General features: G+C 62.3%; 13 protein-coding genes. 4 read left to right on the top strand and 9 right to left on the bottom strand.

Translation table 11 applies throughout. From position 1 onward, the window contains the following. The 3 genes from BM216_RS27125 to BM216_RS27115 form a co-directional block, all read right to left on the bottom strand. The coding region (locus tag BM216_RS27125; RefSeq protein WP_143102872.1) for a helix-turn-helix domain-containing protein at window positions 1–263 on the bottom strand (263 nt) is incomplete at its 3' end. A gap of 94 nt (window positions 264–357) precedes the next feature. Then, on the bottom strand, window positions 358–774 hold the full coding sequence (locus tag BM216_RS27120) for a DoxX family protein (RefSeq protein ID WP_093002474.1): 417 nt from the start codon (window positions 772–774) through the stop codon (window positions 358–360). A gap of 114 nt (window positions 775–888) precedes the next feature. Further along, window positions 889–1,905 (bottom strand): zinc-binding alcohol dehydrogenase family protein, encoded by a 1,017-nt coding sequence (locus tag BM216_RS27115; RefSeq protein WP_093002472.1) that lies wholly within the window; start codon window positions 1,903–1,905, stop codon window positions 889–891. A 123-nt stretch (window positions 1,906–2,028) separates the two neighbouring features. Between BM216_RS27115 and BM216_RS27110 the strand changes: the two genes are divergently transcribed. Further along, the gene (locus BM216_RS27110; protein ID WP_093002470.1) at window positions 2,029–2,424 is read left to right on the top strand and encodes a winged helix-turn-helix transcriptional regulator; all 396 of its coding nucleotides are present in this window, start codon (window positions 2,029–2,031) and stop codon (window positions 2,422–2,424) included. Between the two features lie 25 nt (window positions 2,425–2,449). Here BM216_RS27110 and BM216_RS27105 read toward each other — a convergent pair whose 3' ends face one another. After that, entirely contained in the window at window positions 2,450–3,670 is a 1,221-nt protein-coding gene (locus BM216_RS27105; protein ID WP_093002468.1) for an MFS transporter, read from the bottom strand. A 242-nt stretch (window positions 3,671–3,912) separates the two neighbouring features. Here BM216_RS27105 and BM216_RS27100 point away from each other — a divergent pair, with 242 nt between their 5' ends. After that, window positions 3,913–4,851 carry a diacylglycerol/lipid kinase family protein gene (locus BM216_RS27100; RefSeq protein WP_093002499.1) on the top strand — a complete coding sequence of 313 codons (939 nt, stop codon included), beginning with the start codon at window positions 3,913–3,915 and terminating at the stop codon, window positions 4,849–4,851. Window positions 4,852–4,875: 24 nt separating this feature from the next. Here BM216_RS27100 and BM216_RS27095 read toward each other — a convergent pair whose 3' ends face one another. Both BM216_RS27095 and BM216_RS27090 read right to left on the bottom strand, forming a co-directional pair. Then, the gene (locus BM216_RS27095) at window positions 4,876–7,224 is read right to left on the bottom strand and encodes a mechanosensitive ion channel family protein (RefSeq protein ID WP_177230933.1); all 2,349 of its coding nucleotides are present in this window, start codon (window positions 7,222–7,224) and stop codon (window positions 4,876–4,878) included. Window positions 7,225–7,396: 172 nt separating this feature from the next. Then, window positions 7,397–8,728, bottom strand: coding sequence for a glutamine synthetase family protein (locus BM216_RS27090; protein WP_093002497.1), 1,332 nt, complete (start codon window positions 8,726–8,728; stop codon window positions 7,397–7,399). 78 nt (window positions 8,729–8,806) lie between these two features. On the opposite strand from BM216_RS27090, the gene BM216_RS27085 reads away from it, so the two are divergent. Continuing rightward, window positions 8,807–10,174 (top strand): aspartate aminotransferase family protein, encoded by a 1,368-nt coding sequence (locus BM216_RS27085; protein ID WP_093002464.1) that lies wholly within the window; start codon window positions 8,807–8,809, stop codon window positions 10,172–10,174. A gap of 3 nt (window positions 10,175–10,177) precedes the next feature. Here the strand turns inward: BM216_RS27085 and BM216_RS27080 are convergent, their stop codons facing one another. Genes BM216_RS27080 through BM216_RS27070 form a run of 3 tightly spaced genes read right to left on the bottom strand, consistent with a single transcriptional unit; the run spans window position 10,178 to window position 14,252 of the window. After that, window positions 10,178–11,719, bottom strand: coding sequence for an ArnT family glycosyltransferase (locus tag BM216_RS27080; RefSeq protein WP_093002462.1), 1,542 nt, complete (start codon window positions 11,717–11,719; stop codon window positions 10,178–10,180). 15 nt (window positions 11,720–11,734) lie between these two features. Further along, a complete protein-coding gene (locus BM216_RS27075; protein WP_093002460.1) occupies window positions 11,735–13,258 on the bottom strand; it encodes an ArnT family glycosyltransferase in 1,524 nt (507 codons plus the stop codon). Then, the gene (locus BM216_RS27070) at window positions 13,233–14,252 is read right to left on the bottom strand and encodes a glycosyltransferase family 2 protein (protein ID WP_093002458.1); all 1,020 of its coding nucleotides are present in this window, start codon (window positions 14,250–14,252) and stop codon (window positions 13,233–13,235) included. The genes BM216_RS27075 and BM216_RS27070 overlap by 26 nt, the downstream gene beginning before the upstream one ends. A 97-nt stretch (window positions 14,253–14,349) precedes the next feature. On the opposite strand from BM216_RS27070, the gene BM216_RS27065 reads away from it, so the two are divergent. Then, window positions 14,350–15,318, top strand: coding sequence for a lysylphosphatidylglycerol synthase transmembrane domain-containing protein (locus BM216_RS27065; protein ID WP_093002456.1), 969 nt, complete (start codon window positions 14,350–14,352; stop codon window positions 15,316–15,318).

The raw sequence follows: 15,318 nt of genomic DNA, 5'->3' as shown, positions 1-15,318 counted from the left end.
CGGATGTTGAAAACCGCCGCAGCCTGACGATGGGAAAGCCCATCTTCCCATATCCGATGAAGTACCGATAGCTTGAACTCGGCATCGTAGCGGCTGAACTTCTTCTCCAGCCCCGAAAGACCGTGAGCCGCATGGATTGCCACCCACTTGCGAACCGTCGAATGATCAATCCCGAACCGAGTGCCGATCGCACGGAAACCATCCGTACCACCCGCATAGGCAGACACCACCGACTGCTTGAACGATATGCTGTATCTAGACATGCAAAACCCCGAAAAGTTGGGTCCAACTTTCCGGGGTCAGTTCATCAGCCACGGCGGGCTTTTTTCTGTGCCCGTGGATCAGAACCTCACGACGTCAGCGGGATTTCCACGCCACGACCATCAGGCCGCCGATCAGGGTGATGTGCTCCATCACCACATAGAATTCCATCGTCCGGAACGGCTCTTCCATCGTCCAGAAGTGATGGACCAGCGGAATGGTCAGCGCCGTGAACACGCCAAGCGCCCCGGCGCCGAGCCATGTCCAGCGGTTGAGGATGACGAGCGCCGATCCGACGAGTTGGGTGATGATCGTCGCGATGTTGAAGGCGACGGCCGGTTCGAGGCCGAACTGCGCCATTTCGGCGACCCCGCCTTGGAAGTCGATGAGCTTCGAAAGCCCGCTTCCCCAGAACCCGAATGTCAGCACGATACGCGCGAGATAACCGAACCAGGTCGAACTGATCAGCGCGTTGATTGGATTGCTGAATGAAGTCGTCTCTACTGATGCCATGATGTCCCCCGACTGTTCGCATTGTCCCGATGAGACCTTATCTGCAATTCCGTAGCCCTATAAGATGTATACTGCGGAATTGCACGCATAGGGAGATTTCATGTGTAATACAGGCTAGAAACCTGACAATACGATCTTGCCCTTCGTTCGATGGGTCTCGATCATTGCATGGGCTTTCTTCAGGTTGGCCGCATTGATCGTGCCGAGCGTTTCGGAAAGCGTTGTCTTGATCTTCCCGGCATTCACCAGTTCTGCCACGTGGTTCAGAAGCTTGTGCTGTTCGATCATGTCGCCGGTCTGCCAGACGGCACGGGCGAACATCATTTCCCAATGGACGGACAGCGACTTGCTCTTGAACGGACGGATGTCGAACGGATCCTTCGGATCATCGATCAGGGCAAGGCGGCCCTGCGGTGCGATGAGCTCGATAATGTCCTTCACATGCTCGTCCGTGTGCGTGGTCGAGAAGACGAAGGCCGGCGCGCCGATCGCCATCTGCTGCAGCTGCGGTGCCATCGGCTTGGAATGGTCGAGTACATGATGGGCACCGAGCTGCTTGATCCAGTCGGAGGTCTCCGGCCGGGAGCCGGTGCCGATCACGGTGGCATCGGACAGTTCGCGCAGCAGCTGGATCGCGATCGAGCCGACGCCGCCGGCGCCGCCGATGACGAGCACGGCATTCCAGGTGCCGGTGACTTTGTCCTGCACTTTCATGCGGTGGAACAGCGCCTCATAGGCGGTGATCGCGGTGAGCGGCAGAGCGGCAGCCTCCTCGAAGCTCAGTGTCTTCGGCTTGGCGCCGACGATCCGTTCGTCGACCAGATGGTATTCGGCATTGGTGCCGGGCCGGTTGATGGCGCCGGCGTAATAGACTTCGTCACCGGGCTTGAACAGCTTCACGTCGGGGCCGACGGCCTTGACCACCCCCGCTGCATCATATCCGAGGATACGGTGCTGGCCCGGCTCGACCTCGGCCGAGCGGCGAACCTTCGTATCGACCGGATTGACCGATACGGCCCTGATCTCGACCAGCAGGTCGCGGCCCTTCGCCTCCGGTTCCGGGAGCTCGATGTCGAGCAAGGATGTCTCGGCGGTGATGGGCTGCGGTTTGTTGAAGCCGACGGCACGCATGGGGCTCTCCTTCTTTGCGTTTTGTCTCGTTGCTGGAAGGCTAGATGGAGCCTATATTCAAGGAAGGCAAGAATGCACATTTTTGGCCTATAGTACCCAAAAGGATACCGTGAGGGACACCCGATGTCGAAACCGCGTGCAAAGCTGATCGATAATTTTCCCGGTTGCCCGGTCGAATCGACCTTGAGCTTCATCGACGGCAAGTGGAAGGGCGTCATCCTGCATCATCTGCTGGAAGAGGGGACGCTGCGCTTCAACGAGCTGCGCCGTCGCATTCCCTCCGTCACCCAGCGCATGCTGACCAAGCAGCTGCGTGAACTGGAAGAGGAAGGGCTGATTACCCGAACCGTCTATCCCGTCGTGCCGCCGCGGGTGGAGTATGATCTGACCCCGCTGGGGCAGAGCCTTGAACCTGTCATCACGGCACTCCGTGCCTGGGGCGTCACGCACGTTTCCTGCGAGAATGGCCGCAAGACCGTCATCCCGCCCAAAGAAAAGGCCGCCTCGAAGGCGGCCTGATCGGTTGTTTGCGGTCGAGAGCCGGTCAGTGCGCCGGCTTCTTGTCCAGTGCTGCCGAGATCGCGAAGACGACAAGTCCGAGCGCGGAAAGGACCGCACCGACATAGCCGGTCGCAGCAAAGCCCCAGCCCCAGGAGATGACCAGCCCGCCAAGCCAGGCGCCGAGCGCATTGGCGATGTTGAAGGCCGAATGGTTGGAGGCGGCGGCCAGCGTCTGGGCATCGGCCGCGACATCCATCAGCCGTGTCTGCAGCGCCGGTCCGCAGGCAAAACCGCAGCCGACCAGGAAGACGGTGATGTAGAGCATGACCGGGATATGCGCGAAGGTCGCGAAGACCAGCATGACGACCGTGTAGAAGGCCATCGAGCCGCCGATCGTCCCCTTCAGCGAAAGGTCGGCGAGGCGCGAGCCGACGATATTGCCGACATTCATGCCGATGCCGAAGAGCGCCAGCACGAAGGCCACCTGGGTCACCGGAAGGTCCGCAGTCTGAGTGGTGGTCGAGGCGATATAGCTGAACACCGAGAACATGCCGCCGAAGCCGACGGCTGCGATGCCGAGCGTTAGCCAGACCTGCGTCTTGCTGAAGGCGCTGAGTTCGCGCCGGATGCTGGCACCTTCCTGCACCTTGTCCTTAGGCTTGAAATACCAGACCAGCGCGACAGTCAGCGCACCGATGAACCCGACGAGATAGAAGGCCGCGTGCCAGGAGAGGACCTGACCCATGAAAGTGGCGAGCGGGGTGCCGAGCAGCGTCGCGATAGTGAGGCCCAGCATGACCCGACCGACGGCGCGCGCCCGCTTGTTCGGCGGCACCATCGAGGCGGCGACCAGCGAGGCAACGCCGAAATAGGCGCCGTGCGGCAGGCCGGTAATGAAGCGCAGGATGGTGAAGGACCAGAAATCCGGTGCCATGGCGGAGAGGATGTTGCCGACGGCAAACACGCTCATCAGCGCCAGAAGCAACGTGCGCCGCGGCAGCCGCGCCGAAAGTACGGCGATCACCGGCGCGCCGATGACGACGCCGAGCGCATAGGCGCTGATGACATAACCGGCCATCGGAATGCTGACATCAAAGCTTGAGGCGACGTCGGGCAGGAGGCCCATGATGACGAATTCGCCCGTGCCGATGCCGAAGCCACCGACTGCAAGGGCAAACTCGATGAGAAGAATGGCGTAAGGTGATAGAGCTTGGTGATCGGATGCACGGCGTGCGGCATCGATCGAAGGTGCACTGTCGGTCATGATGTCAGATCTTTTGAAAACGGGCGGGGCTGCGGGGATCGACCGCGTTAGCCCGAATGCTAGGTGATGATCGTCAAGTTAGCATGTCATTGTGCAGTGCGGTAGACGCCGATTTGCCCGCATGGAATTTTCCTGCCGTGTCATCATGTTGCAGTGCACCCATTGATAAGAGCGGCCTGCGCAACCATTTCTGGGAACAATCGTTTTATCCCGCCGCGATCCTGATTACCGAGTTCTATGACATGAACCTTTATGCCGTATTCAACCGCGATGGCGGTACCTTCCGTACCACGGACATGGATGCCTATTGCGCCCATGCCCTGCGCGCCTTCGAAAGTGCCGGTCACGAGATCGAATGCCATGTCGTGGCGGGAGACAAGGTCGTCGAGACGATGGAAAAGGCGGCGGCGGTGCGCGGCGTCGAAGGGCTGATTGCCGGCGGTGGCGACGGCACCATTTCGGCTGCGTCCTCGATCGCCTGGAAGAGCGGCATCGCGCTCGGGATCGTGCCGGCCGGCACGATGAACCTCTTTGCCCGCTCACTCAAAGTTCCGCTCGATATTTGGCAGGCGCTTGATTTCCTTGCCCAGGCGCAGGTTCGCGATGTCGATATCGCCAGCGCCAATGGCCGCAGTTTCGTACACCAGTTTTCCGCCGGTCTTCATGCCCGCATGGTGCGCTACCGAAATTCCATGAATTTCGCCTCGCGCCTCGGCAAGATGCGCGCGAGCACCCGCGCCGCGATCGGCGTCATGCTGAACCCGCCGGAATTCGAGGTCGAGTTCAATGCCGAGGGCAAGACCGGCCATCGCAAGGTGTCCGCGATCTCCGTCTCCAACAACGAGTTCGGCCAGGACGCGCTGATGTATGCCGACGACGTCACCCGCGGGCACCTCGGTTTCTACATCGCCGATCCGCTGACGCCGGCCGGTGTGGCCAAGCTTACCTTCGATATCCTTCGCGGCCGGTTGAAGGAAAACGAAGCGGTGACCGCCATGACCGTGACGGAGCTGGAGCTGCATTTCCCCCGCCACCGCAAGGATGTCCGCTGCGTCATCGATGGCGAGCTGCTGCCGATGGAGCGTGACATCCTACTGAAGATCCATGCCGGCGAGCTGAAGGTACTGGTCGACCAAGCCCCTTCGCAGACCTTGACGGAAGAGAACGGCAGCGGGATCTGATCCGCGCCGGCCGCAGCCCTACGATCAGCCTGTCGCGACGGGCGCCAGCGGCAGAACCTGAGCCGCCGCCGCCATGTCGTCCGGCATCCCGTCGCCCCGTGACCTCACGGTCACCGCATTGGAGGCGAATTCCAGTCCGGCGGCCTTGCAGGCGGCGATCAGCCGCTTCATCGCCTCGCGCTTGATGATACTCGGATTGCCCGGGACCGAGGTGAACTTGAAGCGCACCACGATCGAGTTCTCGTTGATATCCTGAATGCCCTGCATCTTCAGTGGCACGAGGAAATCCGCCCCGTATTCCGGATCTTCCAGCATGGCGAGACCGACCTTCTTGGCGGTCTTGCGGATCAGTTCCGGGTCAGAGTCCCGCTCGAACTTGAGCTGGAACTTGATGGTACCCCAGTCGCGGCTGAAATTGCTGACCGAGCTGATCTGCCCGAAGGGCACGGTATGAACCGGGCCGTTATGGTGGCGCAGCCTGACTGAGCGGATGGCGATCTGCTCCACGGTACCCTGCAGGTTGCCCGTGCTGATATATTCGCCGATCCGGAACGCGTCTTCGGCGATGAAGAAGATGCCGGAGACGACATCCTTCACCAGCGCCTGAGAACCGAAGGAAAGCGCAAGGCCGAGCACGCCGAAGCCGGCGAGAAGCGGAGCGACATTTATCCCGAGCGAGCCGAGTATGATCAGCGCACCGACGGCCAGGACACCGCCGAGAGCGAGATTGCGGACGACAGGCATGGCCGTCGAAAGCCGGCTGGTCTGCTTCTTCTCGTTCTGGTCCTCGTGTCCCGGCAGCATGACGGCGGGAGAGGGCGCCAGCGCCTCCGAATAGCGCCATATGAAGCTCGCCACCGCCCAGCTGATGACGATCGCGAGGCTGAGCTGCTCCACCCACATGATCCAGCTCGTGGCCATGGCAGCCTCTCCGCCGAGGAACGGCCACCAGATGGTGGCGATCAGGTGCAGCCCGCCGATCCAGACCGCACCGGCGCAAAGAACCCTGAGACTGGCAAGCAATGACGAGCCGAGGCCGGCGCCGTGTACGCTCTCCTGATGGCGGGTGAGGTCGTCGATCAGCGAATGAGCCCCGAGCGCCAGGATCGGCAGCGCGAGCAGCGCGATTTGTGTGCTGCCTGCGGCAAATACCCAGCGCGCGCTGTTTGGCGTGCCGGCAAAGAGGACGCAGATCAGCCAGAGGCCGAGTGCCGTGACGATATAGAAATCCGGCAAGAGATTGCCGGCCACGCGGCGGATGACGCCCGGGTTCTGTCCGACGAAGGCATCCCGTATGTCGCTGCGGCCGCCGATGAACCAGACGAGTTTCAGGACGGTCAGCAGCGTGTTGCCATTGAGGAACCAGCCGTCAATGATCAGCCGGTCGACGCCAAGCCCATCGGCCAGCCGCGCAGTTTCGGTGAGAAGCGCGCTGATCAGCCCATAGGTGACGAGCATACGGAAATGCCATTGCGGGCGGCGGATCGGCACGAGGCTTCGTCCCCGCCGGTCGGTCTTGAACAGGAGCCGGGCGAGAGCAACGTAGAGCGAGGCAACAATCACCGCCGTGACGACGCCTTGCGCCACCTGCAGCGTGACGGCGCCTGCCGTCCCGAACCTGTTGATCACGAAGCGCGCGACGACGAGGAAGGCGATGATCGAGATGAGATCGCCGATCATCCGCTTGAGGCTGTTGCTATACGGGCTCCCGCCATCGTGCGGGGACGATCGCCCCCGCAGCAATGCAGCAAAGATACCCCGCAACAGCAATGTCGCCACCAAGGCTGCGCCGATGCTCGCAAGCGTCACGGTCAGCGCCCGACCATAACCGCTGCCTTCGGCAATCAGCCGGTCGTCGGCCATGCCGAGTGCCGGCGGTATGTCGTCGATGCTGGAGAGCGCCGTCGATGCCCCGCGCAGGAAGGCTGCGGAGAACTGGCTCCACTTGGCCATGCCCATGTCGGTCGCCATCATTTCCGGCGTCGGCATCATGGGGGCGGGTGAGGGCGCCGTGGCCACGACAGGTGCCGATGGTTGAGGGGTTGCCGACGGGGCCGGGCTTGCCGCAGCCGCCGGTGAAGTGCCGGCGGACTGTGCGGTCTGCACCGGTGCCGCGTTACTCACACTGCCGGCCGGAGATGAAACAGGGGACGCGGTGGGCGTGGCGTCTGTCGCGGCGGTGCCAACCTCGACTGTCACCGCCCGGCTGCTTCGGGTGGCGAGGTTGAGAATGTTCTGCACATCCGCTTCGCTTTGGCCCGGATGGATGACGATCTTCAGCGGCGCATCCTGGGCCTGGGACACCACGGTCAAGGCAAAGGTCATCGCGACCGCGACAAAGCTGGCGTGAAGGAATGCGAATATCGTTTTCATGGCCGACGTCCCAAGCGAAGCTGGCCCCATCACCGGTCATGCCGGTGAAATGGGCCGCATCTGCAATCTATAGCAGAAGATTATCGCTGGCGAATAAGCTTGTCGCGCGTCAGATGTGACTGTGACAGCTGTAACCAATACAGGCGTTTCGGCGTATTATTCCTGATGCCACTCAGATGCGCGGCAGATAGGTCTGGTAGTCGAAGTCGCTGACCGTGCGCAGGTAGATGATCGCTTCCTTGCGCTTGGTGTCGCCGTAGAGCTTCTGGTAGCGCTCTCCGAAGACGTCGCGGATGAAGGGTGAGGCGGAGAAGTCATCGACTGCGGTGAGAAAATCATGGGTGAGCCGCTTCGTGCCGGCGGGCGGTTCCTGGCCCGGCTCGGTCGGCAGGCCGGGATCGAGCGTGTCGTCGAGCCCCATCAGCATGCCGCCGAGGATGGCGGTGAGCAGCAGATACGGGTTGGCATCCGCGCCCGCGACCCGGTGTTCGATACGGGCGGCCGGACCGTTCGCATCCGGGATACGCACGGCCGTGCCCCGATGCCCGAAACCCCAGTCGATATCGACCGGTGCGAAGGAGCCAGGCTGAAAGCGGCGGTAGGAATTTGCGAAGGGCGCGAAGACCAGCTGCGCATCGCGCATCGTCTTCAGCATGCCCGCTATGACCGACTCCAGCTTGACCGGATCGCCACCTTTGGCATCGAGAATGTTGTTGCCGTCGCGGTCGATGATGCTGGCATGCACATGCAGGCCGGAGCCGGCATGATCTGCATAGGGCTTGGCCATGCAGGTGGATTTCATCCCGAATTTGCGCGCCGCCTGTTCGGCGATCCGCTTTAGGTAGATGCAGTCGTCGGCCGCCGCCAGCGCATCGGCCCGGTGGAGAAGGTTGATCTCGAACTGGCCGGGGCCGAATTCCGCGGTCGTCGCGTCTGCCGGAATGTCCTGGCACTTCGCCCAGTGACGCACCGTCTGCAGATAGTCGTCGAGAGCATCGACGGCGCCCATGTCGTAGAGCTGAAAACCGTTCGGCTCGCCGCGATACATCAGCTTGGCCGGCGGGGTAGGGCGGCCGGTCTCGCGCCAGTCGTCCTGCAGCACATAGAATTCGAGCTCTGTCGCCACGACCGGCGTCAGGCCCTTTTCGTCGAAGCGTTTCAGGATGGACGCCAGAATGGCGCGCGGATCCATGAAGCTCGGCTCACCGGAAAATTCGTGCATCGTTGCGAGCACCTGGGTCGAACCTTCCGGCCCCCAGGGCATCGGCGCAGCACTGCGCCTGTCAGGAATGCACTGCCCGTCCGGGTCGCCGACGGAAAGCGAAAGGCCCGTGATATCGTCATTGTCGTCGCCCCAGATGTCGAGCGACTGGGTGGAGGAGGGCAGTCGCACGGTGCCGTCCCACACCTTCTTTTCCTTCGAGATCGGAATGCGTTTTCCGCGCAGATCCCCATTCATGCCGACGAGCAGGATTTCGATATGGGGCTCAATGCTATCGGTCATGAAGCGTGATCTCGGCTGTTGCGGAACCTCGTTCGTAACCGATAAGAATCGACCGCACAATCTGAGGAGCAGGACGCGATGAACGACAAGCCGGCCATTTCCAATCTTGCAGCCATCGATGCCGCGCATCATCTTCATCCCTTCTCCGACATGAAGGAACTGAACGCCAAGGGCACCCGCATCATCGAGCGCGCCGAGGGCGTCCACATCTTCGATTCCACGGGGAAGAAATATCTCGATGCCTTTGCCGGCCTCTGGTGCGTCAATGTCGGATACGGCCGAAAGTCTATCGCCGAAGCCGCCTACAGGCAGATGCAGGAACTGCCCTATTACAACTCCTTCTTCGGCACGACGACGCCGCCGACCACGCTGCTTGCCCAGAAGATCGCGTCGAAGACCGGCGGGAGAATGAACCGCGTCTTCTTCACCAATTCGGGTTCCGAAGCGACCGATACCTGGTTCCGGATCGCCCGTGTCTACTGGAAGGCGCTGGGCAAGCCGGAGAAAACGCAGGTGATAGCGCGGAAGAACGCCTATCACGGCTCCACCGTCGCCGGAGCCTCGCTCGGCGGCATGAAGCACATGCACGAACAGGGCAACCTGCCGATCGAGGGCGTGCATCACATCAACCAGCCCTACTGGTATGCCGAGGGCGGCGATCTTTCGCCCGCTGAATTCGGCCTCAAGGTCGCCCGGGAGCTGGAAGCGAAGATCGACGAACTGGGGGAAGATCGTGTCGCCGCCTTCGTCGCCGAACCGATCCAGGGCGCCGGCGGCGTCATCATCCCGCCGGAGACCTACTGGCCGGAGATCGCCCGCATCTGCAAGGCGCGCAATATCCTGCTCGTCTCCGATGAAGTGATCTGCGGCTTCGGTCGCTTGGGCTCCTGGTTCGGCTACCAGCATTTCGGCGTTGAGCCCGATCTCGCGCCGATCGCAAAAGGTCTGTCCTCCGGCTATCTGCCGATCGGCGGCGTGCTGGTGTCGGACCGGGTCGCCGAGGTGATGATCAACGAGTTCGGCGATTTCGCCCACGGCTTCACCTATTCCGGCCATCCGGTGGCTGCAGCCGCCGCGCTTGAAAACCTCCGCATCATCGAAGAGGAGGGGCTGGTCGAGCGGGTGCGCGACGATATCGGTCCCTATTTCGCTTCTGTCTGGAAGAGCCTCGAGGATCATGAGATCGTCGGCCAAGCCGAATGCGTTGGCCTGATCGGCGGGTTGCAACTTGCTGCCGACAAGTCCACCCGCAGGCGCTATGCCAAGCCGGATGATATCGGTTCACTGGTGCGCAATCACTGCGTCAAGAACGGCCTCATCATGCGCGCCACCGGCGACCGCATGCTGGCCTCGCCGTCGCTGACGATCAGCCGTTCGGAAATCGACGAGATGGCCGAAAAGCTGCGGCGCGCACTGGATCACCTGCGCGACACGGTGAAGGAATAAGCTTCATCGCTTGAGGTCGATCACCGCATAACCGAAGCGATACTGGTCGCCTGGCCGGCCCCATTGATAGGGGTAACCGACGATCGCGATAGCCTGCGGCTCGGCCGTGATGCCTTGCTGGCGCAGATAGTCGGAAAACTCCTCGTCGAAGCTCGACGGCGGACTGCCATCGGTCTTGCGCCAGACGAGCACGATCCGGTCAAAATCGGTCAGCGGCTGCGGTGTCATGCCGGTCGGCGGCCGTGGTGTGAGCACCGGCAGGTCCGGCAGGTTGTAATGCATGTTGCCGCCCAGCTGGCCGTCGGAGGCGACGATCACGGTATTGGCGCCTTCCGCCCTTTCGGCGACTGCCCGGGCGAGCGAGGCGAACGGAATGTTGACATATCCGTATTTGCCGGAGATCCGGTCCATCGCCGCCCGGCCGAACAGCACGGAAGGGATCAGAACCATGATCATGCCGGCAACGATCCAGAGACGCTTGAGCCCCGACATGGCAGGCACCTTGGCGGCATCGATCTTAAGCGCGAGATAGAGCGGCGCGACCAGAAGGATCGGCGTGAGCCAGCGGTCGCGCACGTTTTCCAGCCCCGCGAATACGATCATCAGCGCAATCAGCCCCAGAGACAGCAGGAGGATACGCCCGACGAGCCGCGTCCATGGACTGCTGGCTGCGAATATCGCCTTCAGATGCTCGCGATAGACCGCGGCAAGGATCACGAACGTCAATGCCAGAAAGCCCAGCGTGGAAAGGATAAGCGAGCCGAAACCGTGCGCGAGGCCGGCGAGGAAGCCGGTGTCATCATCGACGAGCTTCTTCATCGTATGCCCGCCGGCCGCCTGGAAATTGTCGAGGAGCCAGAGGGCATGCGGAGCGATGATGGCGAGTGCCAGTACAGCCGCCGGCAGCAGACGCCAGTTCAGCGCGACCCTGCGCATGTCCCGGTCCATCAGCACGGCGAGACCGGCCGCAATCGGCACGATGGTGAAATTATACTTGGTGATGCCGCCGATGCCGGTCGCGATGCCGAACAGCAGGAAGGCGACGAAGGACGGAGCCGAAAGCAGCCTGAGCAGCGAATAGAGGAAAAGCGAGGAACCGAATATTGCCGCGACCGTGTGCGACAGGTCGCGCTGCGCTTCGAAGGAAACCTGCGGAATGGTCAGGAGACCGAGTGCGGCGATCACCGCCAGCCGCTTGTCGTCCATCACCTGCCGCGCGGCAAGATAGTAGAGGGCATAGGCGGCAAACAGCATCACGTTTTTCAGGCCCGCCAGCGTCAGCAGCGACATGCCGAAGATCTCGATCATGCCGTGCTGCAGCCAGTTGTAGAACGGCGGCTGCGAGCCATAGCCGGCCAACATCCATTGCGACATGAAGGTCTGTTCCGCCTCGTCGAGTTCCAGCCCATGCGGCAGGATCAGGCGTACGGCGATATTGACGGCAAAATAGATGGCCAGAACAACGAGGAGCGTGCGTCCCTCACCAAGCCGTTCGGCGACGTTGAGCGTTTGGAGCGGGGTATAATGCGCAACGGGCTTGGACACGTGGTTCTCCGGCGGTCAGTCTTGGGCTGCTTGCGGGCGGGATACCCAGGCATAACTGAAGGCTTCCGTCTTCCGCCCGCGCGAATAGGCATAAGGGACATCCATCGCCTTCGGCGAAACGTCACGGGTATCGACGCCCTGATCCTGCAGATAGGCTGCGAGCGGGGCCGGCAGCGCCATGCCGTCGTCCGTCGGCCAGACAACAAGCCCCATTCCCTCGGGAATGCCGTTTGCCTGGGCAAAACTCGAAAGACGAACCGCGGCCTCGGGTGCTGCGATACGTGCCGCACCGCCGAGCGCCGCACTGCCGGCCACGATGAAATCGGGCTCGTTCTGCCGTCCGGATTCGGCAAGCACCTGCCTGACGAAGGTGACCGACGGCAGGCTGTCCTTGGAATAACGGTTGATCACCGGCGAAAGCAGGTTGCCGGTCGTAAGGTAAAGCAGGAAGCCGAAGGCGAGGGCGGATGACAGCGGCGCCAGCCGTGCCACCCCGTCGACCCGTCGGGCAAAGCCACCTGCTGCCTCGATCTTCAGGCACAGATAGAGGGGTAGGATCAGGAGGAATGGCGACAGCCATTTCTGGCTGATCGTGGTCGCGCCCATGCCGACCGCGATCAGTCCGATGGCAGCGAGGCAGATGAGGAACATCCGACCGGTTACTCGCGTCCACACCGTTTCGATATTCCACCCGTCGATCAGGCTTCGTCCGAATGCGATCAGCATGAAGGCGACGAGCACCAGCGATCCGGTGACGGCCGCGGAGCCGAGATCCAGGATGCCGCTCAGGCGATCCAGCAAGACATTGCCGGTTGCGTCGTCGCGCATGGCGTTGACGGTTCCGGCTGTGGCCGTCTGGAAGTTGCCGAGAACCCAGAGCGCATGCGGCAGGCAGATCAGCCCGGCAACTACGATCGTCGCGATCAGCCGGCGGTCGAACAGCCTGCGGCGCAGTTCCGCCTCCGGCAGGATGGCGAGCAGGGCCGCGATGGGCAGGACGACGAAATTATACTTCGAGATCGCGCCGATGCCGATCGCCACACCGGTCAGCACATAACGCCAGAGGTTTGGCCGCGTCAGCGCGCCGAAGAAGGCGTAGAGGAAGAAGGAAACGGCAAACAGGGTCGCGACCGCGTGGCTGAGATCGCGTTGCGCCAGTATCGTCACCGTCGGCAGCGCCAGAACGCCGAGCATGGCGGCGGCGGACAGCTCTTTGCGTTCGCTGAGATGCCGAGCAGCAAGCCCGTAGAACAGGCAGGTGAGAAAAAGCAGGCCGTTCTTCACCAGCGAGAGCGCGAAGATCGATGGGCCGATCAGGTGGATGACGCCGTATTGCAGCCAGTTGTAGAACGGCGGCTGGCGACCGTATCCCCAGAGCAGGAACTGCGACTGGAAGAGCTGTTCGGCCTCGTCGCTCTGCAGGCCGTCGGCGCGCAGCACGCGCACGAGGATCGCGACCAGATAATAGGCCGCGATCAGCCAGAGAACGCGCGCCGGTTTGGCTATGAGCGCGTCACGAATGCGACGCATCGCCTGCATAGACTTCTCGAACGATGTAGCTGAGGGCAGTGTCTTCGCGGTAATAGGTGCGGGCGATCATCTCAGCCAGAATGCCGGTAGTAATCATCTGCACCGCCGACAAAAACAGCATCACGCCGATCATGAACAGCGGGCGGGTGCCGATATCGTTGCCCATGATGAACTTGTCGACGAACAGGTAGAACAGGATCAGTGCCGAAAGCGCGCCGAGGCCGAGGCCGAGCGAGCCGAAGAAATGCCCCGGCCGCGCCTTGAAGCGCATGAAGAACATCACCGACAAAAGGTCGAGAATGACCCGGAACGTACGGGAAATGCCGTATTTCGAAACGCCGTGCTGGCGTGCGTGGTGCGTTACCGGCATTTCGCCGATCCGTGAGCTCGGCACGACCCCGGCCACCCAGGCCGGGATGAAGCGGTGCATCTCGCCCATCAGCTTCACCTGCTTGATGACCGCCGAGCGGTAGATCTTCAGCGAGCAGCCATAGTCGTGCAGGCGCACGCCGGTGATGCGGCCGATAAGGCGGTTGGCGATGAACGAGGGGATCTTGCGCAGGACCAGGCCGTCCTGGCGGTTCTTGCGCCAGCCGACGAGAAGATCGAGTTCGCGCCGCTCGAGCTCCGCCACCATAGTGGGGATATCCTTTGGGTCGTTCTGCAGGTCGCCGTCCAGTGTCGCGATCAGCCGGCCCTGGGCCTGGTTGATGCCGGCCTGCATGGCGGCGGTCTGGCCGAAATTTCGCTGAAGTGCCACGATCTTGAGGTCGAGGCCCGGGCGGCCGAGCGCCGCCTTGGCATTGATGACCGTGGCATCCGTGCTGCCGTCGTCGACGAGGATCAGTTCCCAGCTCTGTTGAAAGGCGGCCATGGAGGCGACGATCCGTTCGATCAACGGGCCGACGCTTTCCTCTTCATTGAAGAGCGGCACGACCAACGACAGTTCGACCGGATTGGGCGTCTCGACGAGGCGGGTGACCGACTCTGCTGTTGTACGCACCTTGTGTTTCTCCTAGAAGCGGGGTCGCCGAACGGCACGAAAGCTGTGCCCGTCGCATGTGTATCGACCCGAAATATCCTGTTGGGGCTCCTAGTATATGAAGAATTATCCCGTTGCCAGCCGCAGAGCATGGATAATTCGTAATGCAATGACGCTGCTGACGCTGGCGATCGTCATCCTCTATGCCGCCTTCATCCAGTGGGTCTGGGGCTGGGGAAGCGTGCTGGCATTGTGGGAGGCGGCCGGTCTCGGCTCGGCGCTCGCGGCTCTTGCGGCGCTTCTGGCCACCTACGTCCTGCGCACCTGGCGCATCTACGACTACTTTCCGAAGGAGACCGGCGGCCGTTTCGGCACGCTGCTGCGCCTGACCCAGGTCCACAATCTGTTGAACATCATGCTGCCCTTCCGCTCGGGCGAGGCAAGCTTCCCGTTGCTGATGAAACGCGAATTCGATCTGCCGCTGGCGCGCGGCACGGCAGCGCTTTTCGTCATGCGCCTCTTCGATCTCCACGCGCTGCTCGCTGCGGCCGGCATAGGGCTCGTGCTGCAGACCGATGGGCAGATGGGCGCGCTTTGGGCCTGGGGCCTCTGGCTCGTGTTCCTAGTTCTGCCGGCGGCGGGTTTTGCGCTGCGCGGCTGGGGCATCAAGCTTGCCGCCAAAATCCTCCCCGCAAAGGCTGAGAAGCTGCTGGAGGAGGTCGAGGCCGGGCTCCCGGTCGATACGAATGCCTTCGTCCGTGCCTGGGGCGCAACGCTGATCAACTGGTTCACCAAGATCGCCGTGCTGGCCTGGGTTCTCGCAATATTGGGTGGACTTACGATCGGCCCGGGCTTCGGCGGCGCTCTCGGCGGCGAGCTTTCCTCGGTTCTCCCTGTCCACGCACCGGCGGGCGTCGGGACCTATCCCGCCGGCATCAGCGCCGGCGCCATCGCTTTTGGAGCGGAAGCCAGCGGCCTGCCGCTCGAGGAACTCGGCCAGGCGGCGGTCAACACCCATCTCCTGGTCATCGTCTCGTCGCTTATCGGAACGGCGCTGTCGCTGTTTGCGGCGAGGGGGAAGGTGTAG

The organism is Rhizobium sp. NFR07, from assembly GCF_900111905.1.
GTDB lineage: Bacteria > Pseudomonadota > Alphaproteobacteria > Rhizobiales > Rhizobiaceae > Neorhizobium.
The sequence above is the reverse complement of the archived record's forward strand: the minus strand, read 5'-3'. Positions and strand labels throughout refer to the sequence as shown.

Excerpts from the sequence above, each read along its gene's own strand:
- BM216_RS27090 (WP_093002497.1), bottom strand. The coding sequence starts at position 8,728 with ATGACCGATAGCATTGAGCCCCATATCGAAATCCTGCTCGTCGGCATG.
- BM216_RS27115 (WP_093002472.1), bottom strand. The coding sequence starts at position 1,905 with ATGCGTGCCGTCGGCTTCAACAAACCGCAGCCCATCACCGCCGAGACA.
- BM216_RS27065 (WP_093002456.1), top strand. The coding sequence starts at position 14,350 with ATGAAGAATTATCCCGTTGCCAGCCGCAGAGCATGGATAATTCGTAAT.
- BM216_RS27075 (WP_093002460.1), bottom strand. The coding sequence starts at position 13,258 with ATGCAGGCGATGCGTCGCATTCGTGACGCGCTCATAGCCAAACCGGCG.
- BM216_RS27120 (WP_093002474.1), bottom strand. The coding sequence starts at position 774 with ATGGCATCAGTAGAGACGACTTCATTCAGCAATCCAATCAACGCGCTG.
- BM216_RS27110 (WP_093002470.1), top strand. The coding sequence starts at position 2,029 with ATGTCGAAACCGCGTGCAAAGCTGATCGATAATTTTCCCGGTTGCCCG.
- BM216_RS27100 (WP_093002499.1), top strand. The coding sequence starts at position 3,913 with ATGAACCTTTATGCCGTATTCAACCGCGATGGCGGTACCTTCCGTACC.
- BM216_RS27085 (WP_093002464.1), top strand. The coding sequence starts at position 8,807 with ATGAACGACAAGCCGGCCATTTCCAATCTTGCAGCCATCGATGCCGCG.
- BM216_RS27095 (WP_177230933.1), bottom strand. The coding sequence starts at position 7,224 with ATGAAAACGATATTCGCATTCCTTCACGCCAGCTTTGTCGCGGTCGCG.
- BM216_RS27105 (WP_093002468.1), bottom strand. The coding sequence starts at position 3,670 with ATGACCGACAGTGCACCTTCGATCGATGCCGCACGCCGTGCATCCGAT.